Annotated in this window: 14 protein-coding genes and 5 pseudogenes; 15 read left to right on the top strand and 4 right to left on the bottom strand. The window is 58.8% G+C overall.

Annotated features, from left to right (window positions below):
* Positions 1-2: 2 nt before the first annotated feature.
* From BSG20_RS13400 to BSG20_RS13435, 7 genes and pseudogenes are all read left to right on the top strand, one after another.
* A pseudogene (locus tag BSG20_RS13400) lies at positions 3-644 on the top strand (amino acid ABC transporter permease).
* 43 nt (positions 645-687) lie between these two features.
* Entirely contained in the window at positions 688-1449 is a 762-nt protein-coding gene (locus BSG20_RS13405; RefSeq protein ID WP_072376059.1) for an amino acid ABC transporter ATP-binding protein, read from the top strand.
* Between the two features lie 16 nt (positions 1450-1465).
* Positions 1466-2542 (top strand): Gfo/Idh/MocA family protein, encoded by a 1077-nt coding sequence (locus BSG20_RS13410; protein ID WP_072375943.1) that lies wholly within the window; start codon positions 1466-1468, stop codon positions 2540-2542.
* 1 nt (position 2543) lies between these two features.
* A complete protein-coding gene (locus tag BSG20_RS13415) occupies positions 2544-3374 on the top strand; it encodes a shikimate dehydrogenase family protein (protein ID WP_072375945.1) in 831 nt (276 codons plus the stop codon).
* Positions 3375-3906: 532 nt separating this feature from the next.
* Positions 3907-4575, top strand: a complete 669-nt coding sequence (locus tag BSG20_RS13420) for a VOC family protein (RefSeq protein ID WP_072375947.1) — start codon at positions 3907-3909, stop codon at positions 4573-4575.
* 559 nt (positions 4576-5134) lie between these two features.
* Positions 5135-5515, top strand: a complete 381-nt coding sequence (locus BSG20_RS13425) for a cupin domain-containing protein (protein ID WP_420884119.1) — start codon at positions 5135-5137, stop codon at positions 5513-5515.
* A gap of 483 nt (positions 5516-5998) precedes the next feature.
* A complete protein-coding gene (locus tag BSG20_RS13435; protein WP_244541329.1) occupies positions 5999-6238 on the top strand; it encodes a hypothetical protein in 240 nt (79 codons plus the stop codon).
* 1391 nt (positions 6239-7629) lie between these two features.
* Here the strand turns inward: BSG20_RS13435 and BSG20_RS13450 are convergent.
* Positions 7630-8659 (bottom strand): annotated as a pseudogene (locus BSG20_RS13450) (IS110 family RNA-guided transposase).
* Between the two features lie 253 nt (positions 8660-8912).
* Between BSG20_RS13450 and BSG20_RS35585 the strand changes: the two are divergent.
* The gene (locus BSG20_RS35585; RefSeq protein WP_072375962.1) at positions 8913-9014 is read left to right on the top strand and encodes a DUF2934 domain-containing protein; all 102 of its coding nucleotides are present in this window, start codon (positions 8913-8915) and stop codon (positions 9012-9014) included.
* Between the two features lie 510 nt (positions 9015-9524).
* On the opposite strand, the gene BSG20_RS13465 is transcribed toward BSG20_RS35585, so the two are convergent.
* Positions 9525-9884, bottom strand: a complete 360-nt coding sequence (locus BSG20_RS13465) for a hypothetical protein (RefSeq protein ID WP_072375964.1) — start codon at positions 9882-9884, stop codon at positions 9525-9527.
* Positions 9885-10222: 338 nt separating this feature from the next.
* On the opposite strand from BSG20_RS13465, the gene ku (BSG20_RS13470) reads away from it, so the two are divergent.
* Both ku (BSG20_RS13470) and ku (BSG20_RS13475) read left to right on the top strand, forming a co-directional pair.
* Positions 10223-11122, top strand: a complete 900-nt coding sequence (ku, locus tag BSG20_RS13470) for a non-homologous end joining protein Ku (RefSeq protein WP_072375966.1) — start codon at positions 10223-10225, stop codon at positions 11120-11122.
* Positions 11123-11133: 11 nt separating this feature from the next.
* Positions 11134-11943, top strand: coding sequence for a non-homologous end joining protein Ku (gene ku / locus BSG20_RS13475; RefSeq protein ID WP_072375968.1), 810 nt, complete (start codon positions 11134-11136; stop codon positions 11941-11943).
* Positions 11944-12283: 340 nt separating this feature from the next.
* Here the strand turns inward: ku (BSG20_RS13475) and BSG20_RS13480 are convergent, their stop codons facing one another.
* Positions 12284-12520: a DUF6894 family protein gene (locus BSG20_RS13480; protein ID WP_072375970.1), complete on the bottom strand. Its 237-nt coding sequence runs from the start codon at positions 12518-12520 to the stop codon at positions 12284-12286.
* 187 nt (positions 12521-12707) lie between these two features.
* Positions 12708-12996: pseudogene (locus BSG20_RS37370) on the bottom strand (DUF2934 domain-containing protein).
* Positions 12997-13729: 733 nt separating this feature from the next.
* On the opposite strand from BSG20_RS37370, the gene BSG20_RS13490 reads away from it, so the two are divergent.
* The 5 genes and pseudogenes from BSG20_RS13490 to BSG20_RS13510 all read left to right on the top strand — a co-directional run bounded on the left by BSG20_RS13490 (position 13730) and on the right by BSG20_RS13510 (position 16868).
* Positions 13730-13975 (top strand): DUF982 domain-containing protein, encoded by a 246-nt coding sequence (locus BSG20_RS13490; protein WP_072375972.1) that lies wholly within the window; start codon positions 13730-13732, stop codon positions 13973-13975.
* Positions 13976-14028: 53 nt separating this feature from the next.
* Positions 14029-14534, top strand: a pseudogene (locus BSG20_RS13495) (divalent metal cation transporter).
* A 332-nt stretch (positions 14535-14866) separates the two neighbouring features.
* Positions 14867-15262 (top strand): annotated as a pseudogene (locus BSG20_RS39170) (NUDIX hydrolase).
* 910 nt (positions 15263-16172) lie between these two features.
* Positions 16173-16421: a con-10 family general stress protein gene (locus BSG20_RS36985; RefSeq protein WP_072375979.1), complete on the top strand. Its 249-nt coding sequence runs from the start codon at positions 16173-16175 to the stop codon at positions 16419-16421.
* A 114-nt stretch (positions 16422-16535) separates the two neighbouring features.
* Positions 16536-16868, top strand: coding sequence for a DUF982 domain-containing protein (locus BSG20_RS13510; protein ID WP_072375981.1), 333 nt, complete (start codon positions 16536-16538; stop codon positions 16866-16868).
* Positions 16869-17086: the final 218 nt, after the last annotated feature.

A 17086-nucleotide genomic window follows, 5' to 3' on the forward strand; every position in this document is an offset into this window, starting at 1 on the left:
CGATGGGCAGCGAAGAATTCATTTTCCTCCTGATCGGTTTGAAATGGACCGTGTTTCTCTCGGTCGTCGGCTTCATCTGCGGAGGGATTGCCGGGCTTGGCGTGGCGCTGGCGCGCAGCTCCGAGATCCCGATCCTCGAACGCATCATGGCCGGCTATATCGCGGTCTTCCAGGGCACTCCGCTGCTGATGCAGCTCTTCGTCGTCTATTATGGTCTGGCTCTCATCGGCCTGAAGCTCGATGCCTGGGTGGCTGTCGCCGTCGGATTGACGCTGCATGCCAGCGCCTATCTGGGAGAGATCTGGCGAGGCTCAATCGATGCCGTACCGCGCGGTCAAACGGAGGCGGCAAGAGCGCTCAGCCTCAAATACGTCTCGCGCATGAAGGATATCATCCTGCCGCAGGCACTGCGCATCTCACTGCCGGCAACGATCGGATTCCTCGTGCAACTCATCAAGGGCACCTCGCTTGCCTCGATCGTTGGCTTCACGGAGCTTACGCGGGCCGGCAACATCATATCCAACTAGATCTTCCAGCCACTTACGGTCTTCGGCATCGTGGGCGCGCTGTATTTCTTGATGTGTTGCCCGCTGACGATCATCGGGGCGCGTCTCGAACGGCGGTTTGCCGCGTCCGCTCGCTGATGATGCGCGAGCGAATTCACAAGAGATCAATGGAATTGAGACCATGACCAATGCTTCCGCGCCGACCGCAGAGACCGTGATCACCATGAACCAGGTGGAGAAATGGTACGGCGCCTTTCAGGCCCTGCACGATATCAACATGTCGGTGCGCAAGGGCGAGCGGATCGTTCTGTGTGGACCTTCAGGCAGCGGAAAATCAACGCTCATCCGCTGTATCAACCATCTCGAAACCTACCAGAAGGGGGAGATCCGCGTTGGTGGCATTCTGCTTGGAAACCAGGCGAAGTCGATCGACGCGATCCGTCGCGACGTCGGCATGGTGTTCCAGCAGTTCAATCTCTTTCCGCATCTGACCGTACTGCAGAACTGCATGCTGGCGCCGATGCGCGCGCTTGGCGTTGGAAGGGCGCAGGCCGAGGAGCGCGCACGCTTATTGCTTGGTCGGGTCAAGATCCTTGAGCAGGCCGACAAATATCCGGTGCAGCTCTCCGGCGGTCAGCAGCAGCGTGTCGCGATTGCGCGGGCGCTTTGCATGCGGCCGAAGATCATGCTCTTCGATGAGCCAACCTCCGCGCTCGATCCCGAGATGGTCAAGGAAGTGCTTGATACGATGATCAGTCTCGCCGAAGAGGGCATGACGATGATCTGCGTCACGCACGAGATGGGCTTTGCCCGCCAGGTTGCCGACCGGGTCGTCTTCATGGCGAGCGGCGCGATCGTCGAGGAGGCGCCCCCGGCTCAATTCTTCACCAACCCGCGCCACGAGCGCACACGCAAATTTCTGGGCGAAATCCTGCGCAACTAGAGCTTTGGGGAATCCGATGTCAGCACAATCGCAGACGCCCCCCTTGAAGATCGCGGTGATGGGCGCGGGCCTCATAGGCAGGCGCCACATCGAAGGCGTTTTGACCGAGCCGCGCGCCACACTTTGCGCCGTCGTAGACCCGTCAGATGCCGGGCGCGACTTTGCGAAAAGCACGGGCGCGCGATGGTTCCCGACCCTTGCCGAGGCTGCCGCAAGCGAGCGCCCGGATGGGGTGATTGTTGCCACCCCGAACCAGCTTCATGTCGCTAACGCCCTCGAGGCCATCGCGGCTGGCATTCCGGTCTTGGTCGAGAAGCCGATCGCGGACAATGCCGAAGCTGGCGCCGACCTCGTCGATGCCGGCTTGCAGGCGAACGTTCCCATTCTGGTCGGCCACCATCGCCGCTATAATCCCATCATACAGGAGACAAAGCGCATCCTAGACAGCGGTCGGCTGGGCAAGCTTTTGACTGTCCAGGGGACATTCTGGGTTGCCAAACCCGACGACTACTTCGATGTCGCCTGGCGCCGACAGGCAGGCGCCGGACCGACCTTCATCAACCTGATCCACGACGTCGATCTCTTCCGCCATCTTTTCGGCGAGGTGGAGGCCGTCCATGCGATGGAGTCGAATTCGACCCGCAAGCACCCTGTCGAGGACACCACCGTTATCCTGCTTCGGTTCGCAAATGGCATCCTTGGAACCTTGAACGCATCCGACGCGGTCGCCTCCCCCTGGAGCTGGGAAATGACGGCGGGAGAGAACCCGGCGTTTCCGCGACTGGATCAATTCTGCTACCAGATCGGTGGGACCGGCGGTTCGCTGGCCATCCCCCAACTTGCGCTTTGGACCAATGCGTCGAAGCCCAATTGGCTGGAAGCGCTTATTTCAGAACGCGTAGCATTCACACCGACCGACCCACTGAGGGCTCAACTTCACCATTTCTGCGACGTGATCCGTCGCCAAGCTGAGCCTCTTGTCAGCGGCACGGAAGGTCTTGCCACGCTGCGCGTCGTCGAAGCGATCAAGGCGTCGGCGCGTTCAGGCAAGACGATCCATCCGGGTAAAACCGATAGGCGACAAGGTCATTGATATGATTACTGGCACCACAAGGCTTATCGCTCACCTCGGCTATCCGACGGAGTCATTCAAAGCTCCGCTGATCTACAATCCTTATTTCGAAAAAAGTGACATCGATGCCGTCGTCGTACCGATGGGTTGCAAGCCTGAGGACTATCCCTCGTTCCTCAAGCTCGTCTTCAGGCTTTCGAACATTCATGGCGCTCTCGTCACCATGCCACACAAGGTGACGACGATGCGACTGCTCGATGACGTATCGACGAACGCCAAGGTCGCTGGCTCATGCAACGCCGTCAGGCTCGGGCCGGCCGGCAGGCTGATCGGCGATATGTTCGATGGTGAAGGCTTTGTCCGCGGCCTATTGCGCAAAGGGAAACGGGTGGAGGGCGCCCAAGTGCTGATCGTCGGTGCAGGCGGTGTCGGCTCTGCGATCGCCGCTTCAATGGCAGGTGCCGGCGCGCGCCGGATTGTGCTCCACGATGACAACGCGGCCACCTCTGCAGGGCTGAGCGGCCGGCTGAAGACATACTATCCAATGACCGAGGTGAGCATCGGTTCAACAGATCCTGCTGGGTTCGACATCGTCGTCAACGCGACTCCCCTCGGAATGCGTAAGAACGATCCATTGCCCCTCGACGTTTCGCGCCTCTCACCTTCCACCTTTGTAGGCGAGGTCGTCATGAAGGAAGAAATCACGCCGTTTCTGGCGGCAGCGCGCGCGCGTGGATGCGCATTCCAGGTCGGTACAGACATGTTGTTCGAGCAAATACCGGCCTATTTGGAGTTCTTCGGTTTTCCCACGGCAAGCGCAGATTACCTGCGATCGATTGCACGGCTGCAATGATCGCTTAGGCGCTGCGATCAGGTTAAACCCGCACGGGCGATCTCTGAAAAATATCCGCTTCCTGGCTTTGACGTCCTCGAACCGCAGCCCTGTCGTCCAAACTGCCAGTGCGTTCCCCCTTTGCGCGCCTATCGCCTTCGGTATGCGAAAATACCAATCCCCGATCCGATGATCTGTGGGCACGGTGACCCGAGATTTATGATAACATCGCCCCGCTACACGATGTGTGGCGGCGCGCCACCGGAAGCGTCCCGCTTACGAGCCGCAGGTACGACCACCCGTGCGCCATTTTCGTGCAAGTGCATTCTCGTCGCATGTCAATGACCGAAGTTTCCCCGTGATGAGTGCAGTCTTTGCGTCGAGCATGTTGTTTTCTTTGTCGTTTAGGCTTGCTTGAGGTGATCCACGGCATCGAGCACATGGCTGCTATAGACCATAGCACTGGGAGCGAAGTTTATTGCGTCAACGGCGGGCCAGATGCGTCCCCTGCCCTCCACGACCTCATCCAAGCGCAAGTCGAAGGAGAATTGTGATGACCACTGCAATCAAGACCAACAACGAGCGGCCCCTCGAGATGAAGCTCGAAGTCATCGTCATCCCGGTGTCGGACGTCGATCGTGCCAAACAATTTTACGGCAACCTGGGTTGGAGGCTCGATGCCGACTTCGCTGGCAGTGACGACTACCGCGTCATCCAGTTCACGCCCCCAGGCTCCGGCGCCTCGGTCATCTTCGGCAGGCACGTGACGGCGGCGGCCCCCGGCTCGGCACAAGGGCTATACCTTATTGTTTCGGACATCGAAGCTGCGCGTCGCGATCTGCTCGCTCGCGGCGTGGAGGTCAGCGAGGCGTTCCACCACGCCGGCGACGCCTATGCCGGCCCTGATGAACCCTATCTGTTTGGCAGGCGAAGGGTTCGCGGACGGGATCCTGAACGCAGCAGCTATCGCTCCTATGCCTCGTTCAGTGATCCGGATGGCAACGGTTGGTTGCTCCAAGAGGTGACAGCGCGCCTGCCTGGACGCGTGGCCGACGACGATACGACATTCACCTCCCTGACCGAGCTTGAGAGCGCACTTCGCCGTGCCGAGGCGGCCCACGGAGAGCATGAGCTACGGCTCGGCGAGCGCGACGCGAACTGGCCAAGTTGGTATGCCGAGTACATCGTAAACGAGCAGGCTGGCAAGCCGCTGCCAAGTTAAGCATCCGTGGCGACGGTGTGGCTGCGCAGTGTTCCGGAGCGAAGCGCTTGTCGACGACGGTCCAATCGCTGTGTGTTCTTCGCGAGCCATGTATGAAACCACTCGCGATACACGAAGGAAAACCGACCGGCGCCGCAAGGCCGTAATTTCGGACGAGCGCCGCGTCGTTGATGTCGCGGCTCGAAGGTTTGTGCAATCTGCGAAATCTTGCGAAGTCAGCAGCCACAACCACCCGCCAGGGCATAAAACCGTCGGTTCAAGTTTCACCGCTATCCACAGCGCACACGATCGGCAAGGACGCTCTAAACCCGAGGGACTTTCGCACCACCGGGCCGTGCTTCTTTGTCGACGAGCGTCGCACTCGGTTCAGGTCGTTGTGGCCGGCATGCATGCGCCAGCACGATGTTGGCCGTCATTGCGGCAGACACAATGCGTTACAAGAAGCTATCCCGGCGGACACATCCGGCATTCAACCATGCGAAAAAATGCGGTTGCGGCCTTGAAAGGCCCGGCATCAAACCCCTCGATGAAAGGACGAGAGATGAAGACCACCAGGATCATGACGCTCGCCATGTTGTTGCTGGCAAACACAATGGCATTCTCGTCCGCACGGGCAGAACAGCCGCTGCACCGCACTGACCTGCTGAAGAACGACATCGATGTGGCCGGCCACGAGGCTGTCCAGGTGCGCGTCGATTTCGCGCCAGGCGTTCTTGCGCCCAAGCACTCCCATCCCGGCGAAGAACTCGCCTATGTTCTTAAGGGAACGCTTGAATACCAGCTCGAAGGCAGGCCGCCTGTGACCCTCACGGCTGGCCAATCCCTGTTTATTCCGTCGGGCGTCGCGCACTCAGCGAAAAATGTTGGCGGTGGCAAGGCGTCTGAACTGGCGACCTACATCGTCAAGAAAGGTGCGACGCTCGTCGTGCCTGCAAAGTGAGGCAGTGCGATGCCTAAATCATTGGGCACGGGGCTGCGGCATTGACCGCGTCCGGCCCGTCGCGGCGTGCTTTGCTTCGGGCTCGAGCTTCGATCGCGATCGCTGGAGCTTTTCCTTTCGCGATCGCGACAGCTGCCACTGCTTGGACCTTGCCCTCCCCAGGGCTTGGGTCGGCAAGAACGAGCGCCCGCCCCTTGGCGGTGGGAACCAATGGCAGATGGATGGATTTTGACGCAAGTCCCGGCCGCGCGCGCACCACGCCGTGCCCGCGATCGTCCGGTCGGGCCACCACGATCCGACGGGCCATTTTAAGACGAAGCTAAACTAAGGCTTGCCTTCCCCACAATTAGGGTACATCGTCCAACCTTCAGTAGTTTAACTTCAGGGCGCTACTGGTTGGGGGCCACTATACCCTCGCCCCAATTGAAGGAGGACAGGATGTCTTCCCACCCCCTATCAATCGTTACATCAGCGGATGTTGCAATGCTACAAATCATCTTGGACACCGCCGGGTACGATGCTGCCAGCAGTCTCGCCGATCCCAAACGTTACAACGTCGCAGCCAAACTACTCATCAGACGCTTCCAAGAAGGGGGCGCTTCCTCTCGCGCGCTGTCGCAGGAATTGGATCGGCATTTTGGCACTTCATTGTCAAAAGAACCTTTAGAAAGCTTCTCGCGGACCCGCGCTTCCATCCAAGGTCTGCGGGTGTCGCCCTCATAGATTGGCTCGACAGATGAAAAGCCCCGTCGATGTCGCGGGGCGTTTGCTAGTTCACTTCACGGGCCCCTCATGAAAACTGTCCCCACACCAAGGTACCAAGTTGATGACACGCGCCGGCAGGAGGAATGCTCTCATGCTTTTGATGCTGTTGCGCGGGCCATAATGATAAGCGCCGTAGCCGCAGGGTGGCGCGAGGGTGAGGCAGCCCTGGCACTGGCGGACGCCGCCGAGCGGTACGTTATCTATATTGCGACACCCGTTCGCGCGGTCCCGGCACCTGCAAACACCAACACCAGGTAGGTACATCGCCAGACATTGAGTTGATTTGGAGCGCTGTATGACCGAAAGTGCTTAGGCGATCACTTCACAAACAGCTGGCTTGCGCCTCACGCAACCCGACGCTGCTTCGGGACCTCCAGCGCTTGACTCCCTCCATCAAAGGTTGCATTCTCGACCGATCAACCCGTGGAGATGTCATGACATCGCGACTTACCTACGTGCTGACAGTGCTGGTCGTGGCCAGCGTGCTTTTGTGGTGGGCCATGAATTGGTGATCGAACAGCGCCCCGCCGCCACCTGCGTTTATCCGGCCCGAGATGTACTAATCGAGAGCAAAATAACCATCATCGACCAGCCAGCCGCAGGGCTCGCCACGCACTGATCCGCTCAAACGCGCCGGAGCCTTCCACCGATCTCCAGATAGACTGGATTTCGGTTGTGCCCGCCGCTTCTGGCGGCGGTTGCTTTTCTAACCGAAAACTACTTCCGGCCGCCGCTGGGGCGGGATTTGCCGCCGGCACCCCCTGCGGTCTTGGCATCGGGAGCTTGCCCAAAGTTGGTTCCCCCTAGGTGCCCCCCGCCGCTCGTATTTGCGACCTGGCGTTCGGACCTGCGCTGAATCGCAGCGGCATCGGTTTTGCTCATTCTAGGTTCCTTTTCGTTGCACGAGTGATCGCTGCCGGACGTGGGCCCGGCAGATGTGATCGATTTTGAGAGAAAAGGTCTGCCTGACGCCAATGGGCGCGAAGCGAAGCTCGACTGGCAAACTCGACGAGGCAGCCTGATCCGCCATTGTGTTCAAAGCAAGTTCCAAGGTCGGTCGAGCAGTCGACAAAAAAGGCCGGAGCGAAAACGCACCGTTCATGCAAGCAGTTCTTCGAACGATTTTGAACGTGTGATCGGGTGCGGTCATGTATCAGGCCTGTTGTGCGGCTCGAGTACGACCGCTGGCCGGTATGGAGCTACGCGGACGTGGTGCAAAATCAACTCTACGAGCTCGTAGCTCATTGACCCGGATGCATTACCAGACCCACTCTCACCGATTTTCGTCCTTACCGTTCGCTGACCTCCTCACACGCCGACGATCCGTCCTGACCCTAGCTCAGCACTTGCTACGCTGTAGGCAGAACGGAATCCTTGTAATCTTCGTTCTTGGTCATCATTGCCCAGATGGATCGAGCCATTTTGTTGGCGAGCGCGATCGCGACGAGCATGCGAGGTTTGCGCGCCAGCATCCGTGCCAGCCACGAGTTCTCGGGTGGGGCTTTCCGGCATGCCCATCGAATGACGTCATCGCGCCGATGATAAGAAGCCGGCGGATGTCGCGTTGTCCCATCTTCGATGTTCGGCCGAGAACCTGCTTCCCTCCGCTCGAATGCTGTTTTGGCACCAAGCCGAGCCAGGCCGCAAAATCTCGCCCCCTTCGGAAGGTCACCATGGTGGGCGCAAAAGCCTCGACTGCCATTGCGGTAATCGGTCCCATGCCGGGCATGGACATGAGGCGGGCGGTGCTCTGCGAACGCTTCGCTGCCGATCTGAGCGCCTTTTCCAGCGATGCGATCCGAGAGGAGAGCGCGTCTATCTGGTCCAGATACAGTCGAGCGGTCTCTACAACGATAAGCTCAAGGCCCGTGTCGTGGTCTTCAATAATCTCCGCCAGCAAGGCCAGATTCGCGATGCCTTGAGGTGCAATGACACCATGCTCGGCCAGATGTGCTCTAAGGGCATTGATAAGCTGTGTTCGCTGACGGACAAAGAGGTCCCGCGTGCGGAAGAGCATGGAGCAGGCCTGCTGGGGTTCAGTCTTCGGAACGACAAACCGCATCGACGGCCGGGTCGCCGCTTCAACGATCGCTTCTGCGTCGGCCGCATCATTCTTCTGCCGTTTGACAAAGGGCTTAACGTAAGCCGGCGGGATCAAGCGAACATCGTGGCCAAGTTTGCCGATCTCACGCGCCCAGTAATGCGCTGTGGCACAGGCCTCTATCGCGACCGTGCATTTGGGCAGTTCCGTAAAGAAGGTGACGACTTGGCCGCGAGACAGTTTCCTGCGCGCAAGACCACACTTCCATCGCTTCCGGCGGCATGAACCTGAAACACCCGCTTTGCAAGGTCCAGGCCGACAATGCTAACTTCCTTCATGGATGCTCTCTCCTCTAAGTGACGTTCTGGCGAACATCACTCTGGCACATTGCGATGCCGTCGGGAGGGGGCATCCACTCCATCAACTCTACTGTTATGTCGATCTGGAGGATCGTGTTCGTCGTGATCATCCGCTGCGGGCAATCCGGCAGATCGCGAACGACGCGCTCGTTTTGCTGGAACGGGAGTTTGCAGCGCGTGAGGAACCTCGGCGAACAAGCGGAGTTTTCATTCGCCAGCAAGGAGGCTCACCATGGACGACAACGAACAGCGGAAGCGCGAGCGTGCATATATGATCTGGGAAGCGGAGGGCCGTCCTGACGGCTTTCATGAAGATCATTTGGAGGCGGGCTGAAGAGCCACTGAGGCCGCTGCAGAAGAAGCTGCCGAGGTCACCGAAGCGAACCGCCTCCGAACAGTTCGACGGCGATCGCAAATCCAACTCGGTGACAGACATCCGCCCACCCTCGACGATCAGCCCCGCTGATGATTCCTAGGGTCGCGGTCAGGCGCGATCGATGGCCGCCCAATCGGTGAATAGAGCGCGTCGCTCAAGGTTCTCGCTGCAAAGGAATGAGCGGAACTGGGTGCGAGACTTTTTTCTTTCGGCGGCTCCGGCCTTTGAATCGGCGGCTCCGGCCTTTGAATTGTTTCGCGAGCTCCTGCCATGCGACCTCGCCAGCGCGGCCGGCGCCGGAAAGGAACAGCTCGGCGGCAACTAGGGGGTGCTTCTTTATCAGGCGCGCCGTGATCCTGGCCAACCCCGCGACCGCGGCTCTTTCCATGCCGTTGCGCGCCAGCCGATCGACGGCGTAGCGCTCGAGATAGCTCGCGGTCGGTTCTTCTCCGAGAGAGGGCGCGGCCTCTAATGAACCGCGCCCCGTCGAGGGCGGTCCTCGACGTCTTTCCGCAATTTCTTCGGCAGGGCGTCATGGGCGGCGCTCCTCACGACGTCCATCGCGGCGTGGGCGGCTTCACCCATCGCGGCGCCTGCGATGTTCAGGGCGCGTTTCCCCTTGCGGGCGCCCTTGCCTGTGGCGTCCGCAATCTCTCCGCGTTCAGCAACGAGCACCGTCGCAGCCGCGCCCGCGGCGGCAGTCAACGCGTTCGCCAGTATGCCTCTGCCGATCTCGCTAGCCAGAAGCGTTTTGATCACGGTGGATTTCCGGATCGCTCTTGGCACCTTGTAGCCAGCTATTTTCTTCGGGACTTTGTTCTTTGCCATGTCATGCCTCCTGTCCCCTCAAACTCTCGCTTCTGCAGTTGGTTCCCGCGGAGGGCTTCTCGAACTTCAGACGCATTTCCGTCGCCCCGTGGAACCAGCACAGAAAGGCTTTCCGGTTTCGGACCAGCCGATGTCGAAATGGTTCCGTGTCATCGTCCTGATGTATATGCAGCGGTGTTTGCCTCAGCCTCGTGAACGTGATCTGGCACGCAAGGCAGCGAGTTCATGAGCTGATATCACAGTGGGTAGAAAGTCATTGAGAATGATTCGCGTCGAGGCGGAACGAATCACCTCCCGAACGATTGAGTCGCGACTCATGGATTCGGGAGTACAGCGTCATGGCGGCACATCGCGCCCAGTGGAAGGGGTTCATCAAATTCGGCGAGGTCGCGTGCGGCGTCGCCTTGTACACCGCCGCCAGCACCTCGGATCGGATCACCTTCAACACCATCAACAAGGCGACGGGCAACCGGGTGAACCGTATCTTCATCGACAGCGAAACCGAAAAACCGGTACCACGCGAAGAACAAACCAAGGGATTCGAGGTCGAGAACGGTCAGTATATCATCATCGACCCGGAAGAGGTCGCCGCGACGATTCCGGAGAGCAACAAGACCCTTGAGATCGAAGCATTCATCCCCTGCCCCGATGTGGACGATATCTACTTCGACAAGCCCTACTACCTGGCGCCGGACAAGATGGGCGGCGACGCCTTCGCAGCCCTTCGCGACGGCATGAAGAAATCGAACGTCGTCGCCATCGCTCGGACCGTCCTTTTCCGTCGCGTCCGCAGCGTTCTCATTCGCCCTCACGGCAAAGGTCTGATCGCGACCACCTTGAATTACGACTATGAGGTCCGCTCATCCGCGAAGGCCTTCGAAGAGATGCCGAAGATGAAGATCACGGGCGAGATGCTCGATCTCGCCAAGCACATCATCGCCACTAAGAAGGGTGAGTTCGACCCGGCCACATTCGACGATCGTTATGAGGCTGCGCTTGCCGAACTCGTGAAGGCGAAGATCGAGGGCAAGGCGTTGCCGAAACGGAAGGAGATCAAGGTCTCCAAGCCCAATGACCTGCTCGCAGCTCTTCGTGAAAGCGCAGGCATGCTCAAGGCCGCGGACAAGCCGATGCGCACGGCCGCCACTGCGAATCCAGGAAGCACCCGCGAGAAGGCCCGACGGGCGTCGTCATCGAAGGATAGGACGGCCGCCGCTCCCCACCGCAAAGCAAGTTGAGGAGATAGGCCATGGCACTCCGTCCCTATTGGAAAGGCTACCTGAAGCTCTCACTGGTCACCTGCCCCGTCGCCATGACGCCGGCCACGAGCGAGAGCGAGAAGGTCCGTTTCCACACCCTCAACCGTGCGACAGGCAATCGCGTCCTATCCCAGTATGTCGATTCCGTCACCGGCAAGCCGGTCAAGGACGATAACGAGGCGAAGGGCTATTCCCGCGGTGAGAACGACTACGTCATCCTGACGGAGGACGATCTTGACGCCGTCGCACTCGACACCGTCAAGACGATCGACATCCACAAGTTCGTTCCAGCGGACTCCATCGAGTGGGTTTACCTGGAGAAGCCGCATTATCTCATGCCGGACGACCCGGTCGGAGAGGAAGCCTTCGCCGTCATTCGGGATGCGATGGCCTCCGACAAGGTTGTCGGAGTCTCGACGCTGGTTATCGGGCGACGAGAGCGTGCCGTTGTCCTGGAGCCGCGAGGGGAAGGCATCGTCCTCTGGACGTTACGGTTCGGAGATGAGGTTCGTCCGGAGGAATCCTACTTCGAGGACGTCGACGAAAAGGCGGATCCCGAACTCGTCCCGTTGGTGCAGCAATTAATCAGGCAGAAGACGGAGAAATGGTCGCCGGATATGGCGAGCGATCCCATCCAGAAGAGCCTGCTGAAGATCATCGCTCAGAAGAAGAAGGCGTTGAAGCCTGCGAAGAAATCGGCAAAGGGTAAGGAGGCGCCCGCGCCGAACAATGTCGTGAACATCATGGACGCCCTGAAGAAGTCGTTGCAGGCGGAGATGAAGGGAAAGAAGGCGAGCTAGTACCGCTCACGACTTCTTTTCGAGAGAACTTCTTCTATCGGCTCAACCTCCGGAGCCGCAAGATCGGCAGCTTCCTTCTCGACGAAGCGCCTTCAGTCGCATGGTGTTCAGATCCCGGTCACGGGTGGATGACGATTGCGTAGGCGCTTCGGTTGAAACGCCATTTTGTGCCAGACCAGTCCTAAATTTGCCGATCCGAGCGGACATCGGTTGCCCATTCGAAGTGAATTGCTGTGGGCGGGAAAACGACCTTTGTTGTGCTAGCTCTGTTTCCTAGCGGAGACGCGACGACATTCGTGACTTTCTACGCCGCCGTGCTCGCACAGCCAGGACCTCACGATCAGTTCTTGCGGATCTCCTCCAGGATCAACCGGATTTCCGTGATGGGTCTGCGATTCTCATCGAATAGTTCAACTGACATCATATTGAGCGGAGCTTCCGGTAGGCCGTCTGCAGCGCTCTCGGCGAGAGCTTGCCGCGCTTCTGCCTTCGCTGTATCGACGTCGACAAACTCGCAGCTTACTTCGAGGGGCTCTGCAGTTCGCGAGTCAATTATCTGGAAATAGTATCTAGGCATCTAAGACCTCCCGCAACTTACCAATGAACGGTTCCCATAAGATCTTGTTCCAGCGATGCAATTGCCAAAGTCGCCCCCTTGGGAGTCAGGCTGCGTCGGTTGTTAGCCTGACACGTCCGCGGGTCACCTGAGTTACCGCCCGGGGGAGTGCCAACCGTAGTCGCGCCCGCGGAACTGCCTTGTGCGATCAATCCATGGAAATCGAGCGCCAACCCGGAGCTTCGACGTATTTTTTTAGCGCCTTGCAGCGACAGCCCCGGGGCTCGATATTTCGGGGGGAGGTTCCCGCCGGTGCCTTCGGTCTGAACCGCACCAGAACCTCTCGCCCGTCTATCGAAGCCTGCGTGCGTTCCAATTCGTCGCGTTCCCGAACGGCTTGGGCCCAGTGCTCGATGGCGCGACCGTTCACAGCCGCTCTCTTCCCAAAGCGCGTAGGCTCGCTTGGCGATCCATATCTTTCTGTTTTGGTGGTCCATCAGTTCGTTCCTTTTCCGTGCAGTCAGCAAGCGTGGGAGGATCGCTACGTCTAGCCTTTCCAGACCAGGCCTATTAAGGCTACAGCAATGCTTTTCATTGCGACCTCCTGAATTTGGGTGCTCCTAAAGTTCTCAAGAGGCAGTGAGTTCGGTCGCGATTTCTTCATCACGAAGACCGACCTGTTCCGTTCGGGCACGCGCCGTCCAATCGCACTTGCATGGTATGGAACCACTGGCGAAACCGCTCGCTACTACCTGCGAAGGCGGGGGCGACCCGGGGCCGGAAGCAGTATTCTTGATACGGCGGTTTAATCGAGCAGAGACCGGCTCGCTGGATCTGTGACAGGACCGCGTTGGACGTCGAGATTCCCAAGGGTTCTGGCCGAAGCGTTAGGCAGCCGGGGCCTGGAGTGACCATGCGCTCAACGCGCTGGAAGGAGACTGTCATATCCGGTCCCGTCGGTTGGAGATTCAACTTCGAGATCGCTCGGACTAGAGATGCGGCGGGCGCGTTTTAGGACAGCGCCGCGGCAGCGAGCGCAAGCCGCTGAAGCCACGCCCTCGGGAGCCCAACGAATCCTTGCATAGCATGACGAACGGCGACATGCGTGGACTGGTCTTTGTACTCATTTAAGAAGCAAACGGGAACTCCGTCCCATTCCGACGGTTTCGGCGGCAGGGCCGTCGTACGGTCTAGTCGCGGCCTAATGTCTAGCATGACGGAACTATATCTGTGTCAGCAATAGGATGGCTGGTCGTATTGGTCGAACGCAACCAGGCGGTCTACATTATCGCTTCGGCAGAGGACGCACTCGACCTCTTATTCTCCGATTGGCCCGTCAATAGCGGGCTGCCCTTCATCTTGGCGATGGAAGCATGTGGAGGGGCTGCAACCGGCGCCGTTACTGAAGAAGAAGCCCAATTCGCCTTTCTCGCAGCCGCTATGGATGCACGAGTTCCCTTCGATTTTCCGAAGTAGTAGATGCCACCAATGTTACGGTTTCGAGACCTATCCCGATGCCGGCACCGGTGATGGCCATCATCGTGACGACGGCCGCGACGCGTGACAGGGCAGGCATTACGAATATCGAATCTTCGGCGCAGGCAGCGGACGCCTTACGTCCAATCGCTGGCGATTTCGCATTCATTGTGTTTTCTACTGGCATATTGGGAACGGGTCTCATCGCGGTACCAGTCCTCGCTCGTGCCGCGGCCTATGCCATCGGCGAGGCTTTCAAATGGCGGTCGGGCTCTCCAGGAGGCCGAACCATGCAAAGGCATTCTACTCAACGTTGATCCTGGCTTTTATCCTGGGAATGGGGTTCACACCAATCGATCCCATCGAGGCGCTCTACTGGAGCGCGGTAATCAACGGGGTGGTAGCGGTGCCGATCATGACGGTGACGATGATGATGACTGCAAATGAAGGCATCCTGGGTGAGTTCAAAATCACCGGTTGGCTGCGGTTGCTTAGATGGGGGTCGACTGCCGCAATGGCCGCGTCTGTTCTTGGAATGGCTATCACATGGTTCGCCTAGATAGTGCGGCGAGTTCTCCACCTGACACGACGAGTCAGGAACACACCGGCGAGTTCGCCCGCCCTACTCAGCAAGATGCGAAAATCGGAGAAGCATGGCGTCGGCCGCCGACCTTGCCCGCGATAGCGTTGTCTCGCATGCTGACAAGGACGTCGTCGAGGCGCAGCAGTCGGTAAACTACATTCTGGACGCCAAGCGATGCTGACAAACTCGACGCAAGCACAGGTACCTCATGGGAACCAACTGCAAGTTTGCCGGTGACGGGAACCACGAGCGCATTCCTGCATGAAACAAAAAGGAAGCCACCACGTGACTCTGAACGCTCGAAAAGCCTGATCCGGCAGTACGGCGCGCTTTGCGTGCGAAGCACATCCGCAGGGCTGGAAGTTCTTCTAATTACCACACGGGAAACGAAACGGTCGATGATACCGAAGGGCTGGCAGTATCGGGCCTGAAATCACGCAAGGTGGCGAAACGCGAAGCATGGGAAGAGGCTGGAGTGATCGGAAGGGCGAAGAGAAAGCCCTTTGGCGAATTCATCTACGGAAAGCTCCTTCGCGATGGCCGGAAGGTAAAGCCGCTTGTTGGCGTATTCCTAGTTGAGGTCCGGAGAAGAAGAAAGCGCTTCCCCGAAATGGCCGAGCGAGACAGCATCTGGGTTACTCCCTCGGAGACTGCGCCGTGTCGACGAGTTGGAGTTGAAGCAACTACTGCTCAAGCTCGTGTGACAGTCGGGGATGTGACAGTCGGGTAGGAGGCAACCAGTCGCTTCCAGCCATCGCATGTGAGCGTTGGACGAATATCCGCGTTGATTGACTTCGGATCGCCCCATGAGTTCTGCACGATGAGCGGGAGCCCCAAGAGAGGCTCCCGCCTGCAGCGACTATTTCGAATTCTTGTGGCTCTGTTCGCCAGCCTTGACATGCTGCTCATGCGAACCGCCCTGCTTGCCTGTTGAGCTCGAGCTTTTAGCAGAAGCGCTTTTGCTAGCCCCAGACTTTGACCCGGTTTTTCCCGAATGTGTTCCGCTGGTAGATGGCATGTTGAACTCCTCCATAATGAGATCTGAGATGATCTCCGGTGTCTCAACCTCGATCAGACGAAACGGTTCCCGTGAGTCGCAACAAAAGTTCGCCAATCCTGCGGAAAGCCTTTGAGCGAAGTGTGCTCACTTGAAAGAAGCTCCAACAGGATCATCGCGATGCAGCGGACGACATAGCCATGGGCAGGTACGAATGAGGCTCTGCGAAAGGGCGAACGCACAGCCTCGGCAGTTGAGGGAGATGTCGAGGGCGCGACATCACTTTTAGAACGCTACCTTCAGGAAATGATTTGCGGGGTAAATGCTTGTTCATCGCGGCCTTCCGTTCATGATTCCGAACAACGGCGCGCGTCACCGAAGGTTCCGTAGAGGCACGATGGTGATTGGGTGCGGCCGCTAGCTAACGTTCATTGTCCGGAACCGAACAGGGGCAGAACGGCCAGTCGATTGGGCTTTTAACGAGCAAAGATATTTCGTTTTGTACGCTTTCATACGGTTATCTCAGACGGGCGTTTTTCTCGGAACCACCTTTAATGATCAAAGTTGGATGGGGCGTCGTCGCGAACGACGGAACAGTCCAAACAGGAGATCGTAAAATGCCTAACCAGCAATCGGGAAGCCGTGACCAAGGCAACCGTGGTCAGCAAGGTGGCCGCGACAAGAAATCCGGGGACACCTCAAAGCGCGGCTTTGCATCCATGGACGATGACAAGCAGCGCGAAATCGCCTCGAAGGGCGGTGAAGCCTCCGGCGGCAACTTCAAGAATGACCCAGAGCGGGCAGCCGACGCCGGTAAAAAGGGCGGAGAGTCCTCCGGCGGCGGTGATCGAGGCGGCCGATCGTAACCGCGTCCACACCTTGAAATATGGGAGGCCGTTTGGCCTCCCAATGTCCAAGCGCGCGATTGCGGTTGGGGTTGCCAACCGTCTGTCGATAGCGCTCTGAGAGGAGGAGACCCATTGAGCAAACGCGATATTCCTTGGAGCAATCCGCTAAAAGTCACCATAAGCGCTGGGATGGATCGAACATTTGCAAGCGTCTTTGACGCGCTTGATTACCTGGAAAATGAATGGCCGCGGAAACGCGGCGACCGCTACGACCGGGCGGTTCTGGCCTGCAGACGAGGGGTGAACGGTCTGGCATCGGCAGAAGTAGCGCGCGAGGCGTTTATCGCTGCGTGTCTCGAGAGTGGCCTGCCGGCGGTGACGGCGGCGCCGCCGCCACTTTATCGTCGATCAGGTCATCCGTCTTGGCGCGCGTCTGATGTCGAGCCGGCCGGCCGTAAGCGATAGATCTGAGCAGCGCTCACGTTGGCGGTTTCGGCCGTGGCTTTCACCGTCGGCATTGCGGCATTCAATTTGTGACGCGGCAAATGGCAGCGAGTTCAACGCCTATCCCATGCTATCATTAAGGTCCGGTTGCTTTCTCCCTGTACACCCTGAAGCGGCCTTAGGGGGTGGCGTTGGGCCGGGCCTGAGCCGAGCGCTAACCACAGAGTTCACTGCGGTTC

It is taken from the genome of Rhizobium tibeticum (genome assembly GCF_900110205.1).
Classification (GTDB): domain Bacteria; phylum Pseudomonadota; class Alphaproteobacteria; order Rhizobiales; family Rhizobiaceae; genus Rhizobium; species Rhizobium tibeticum.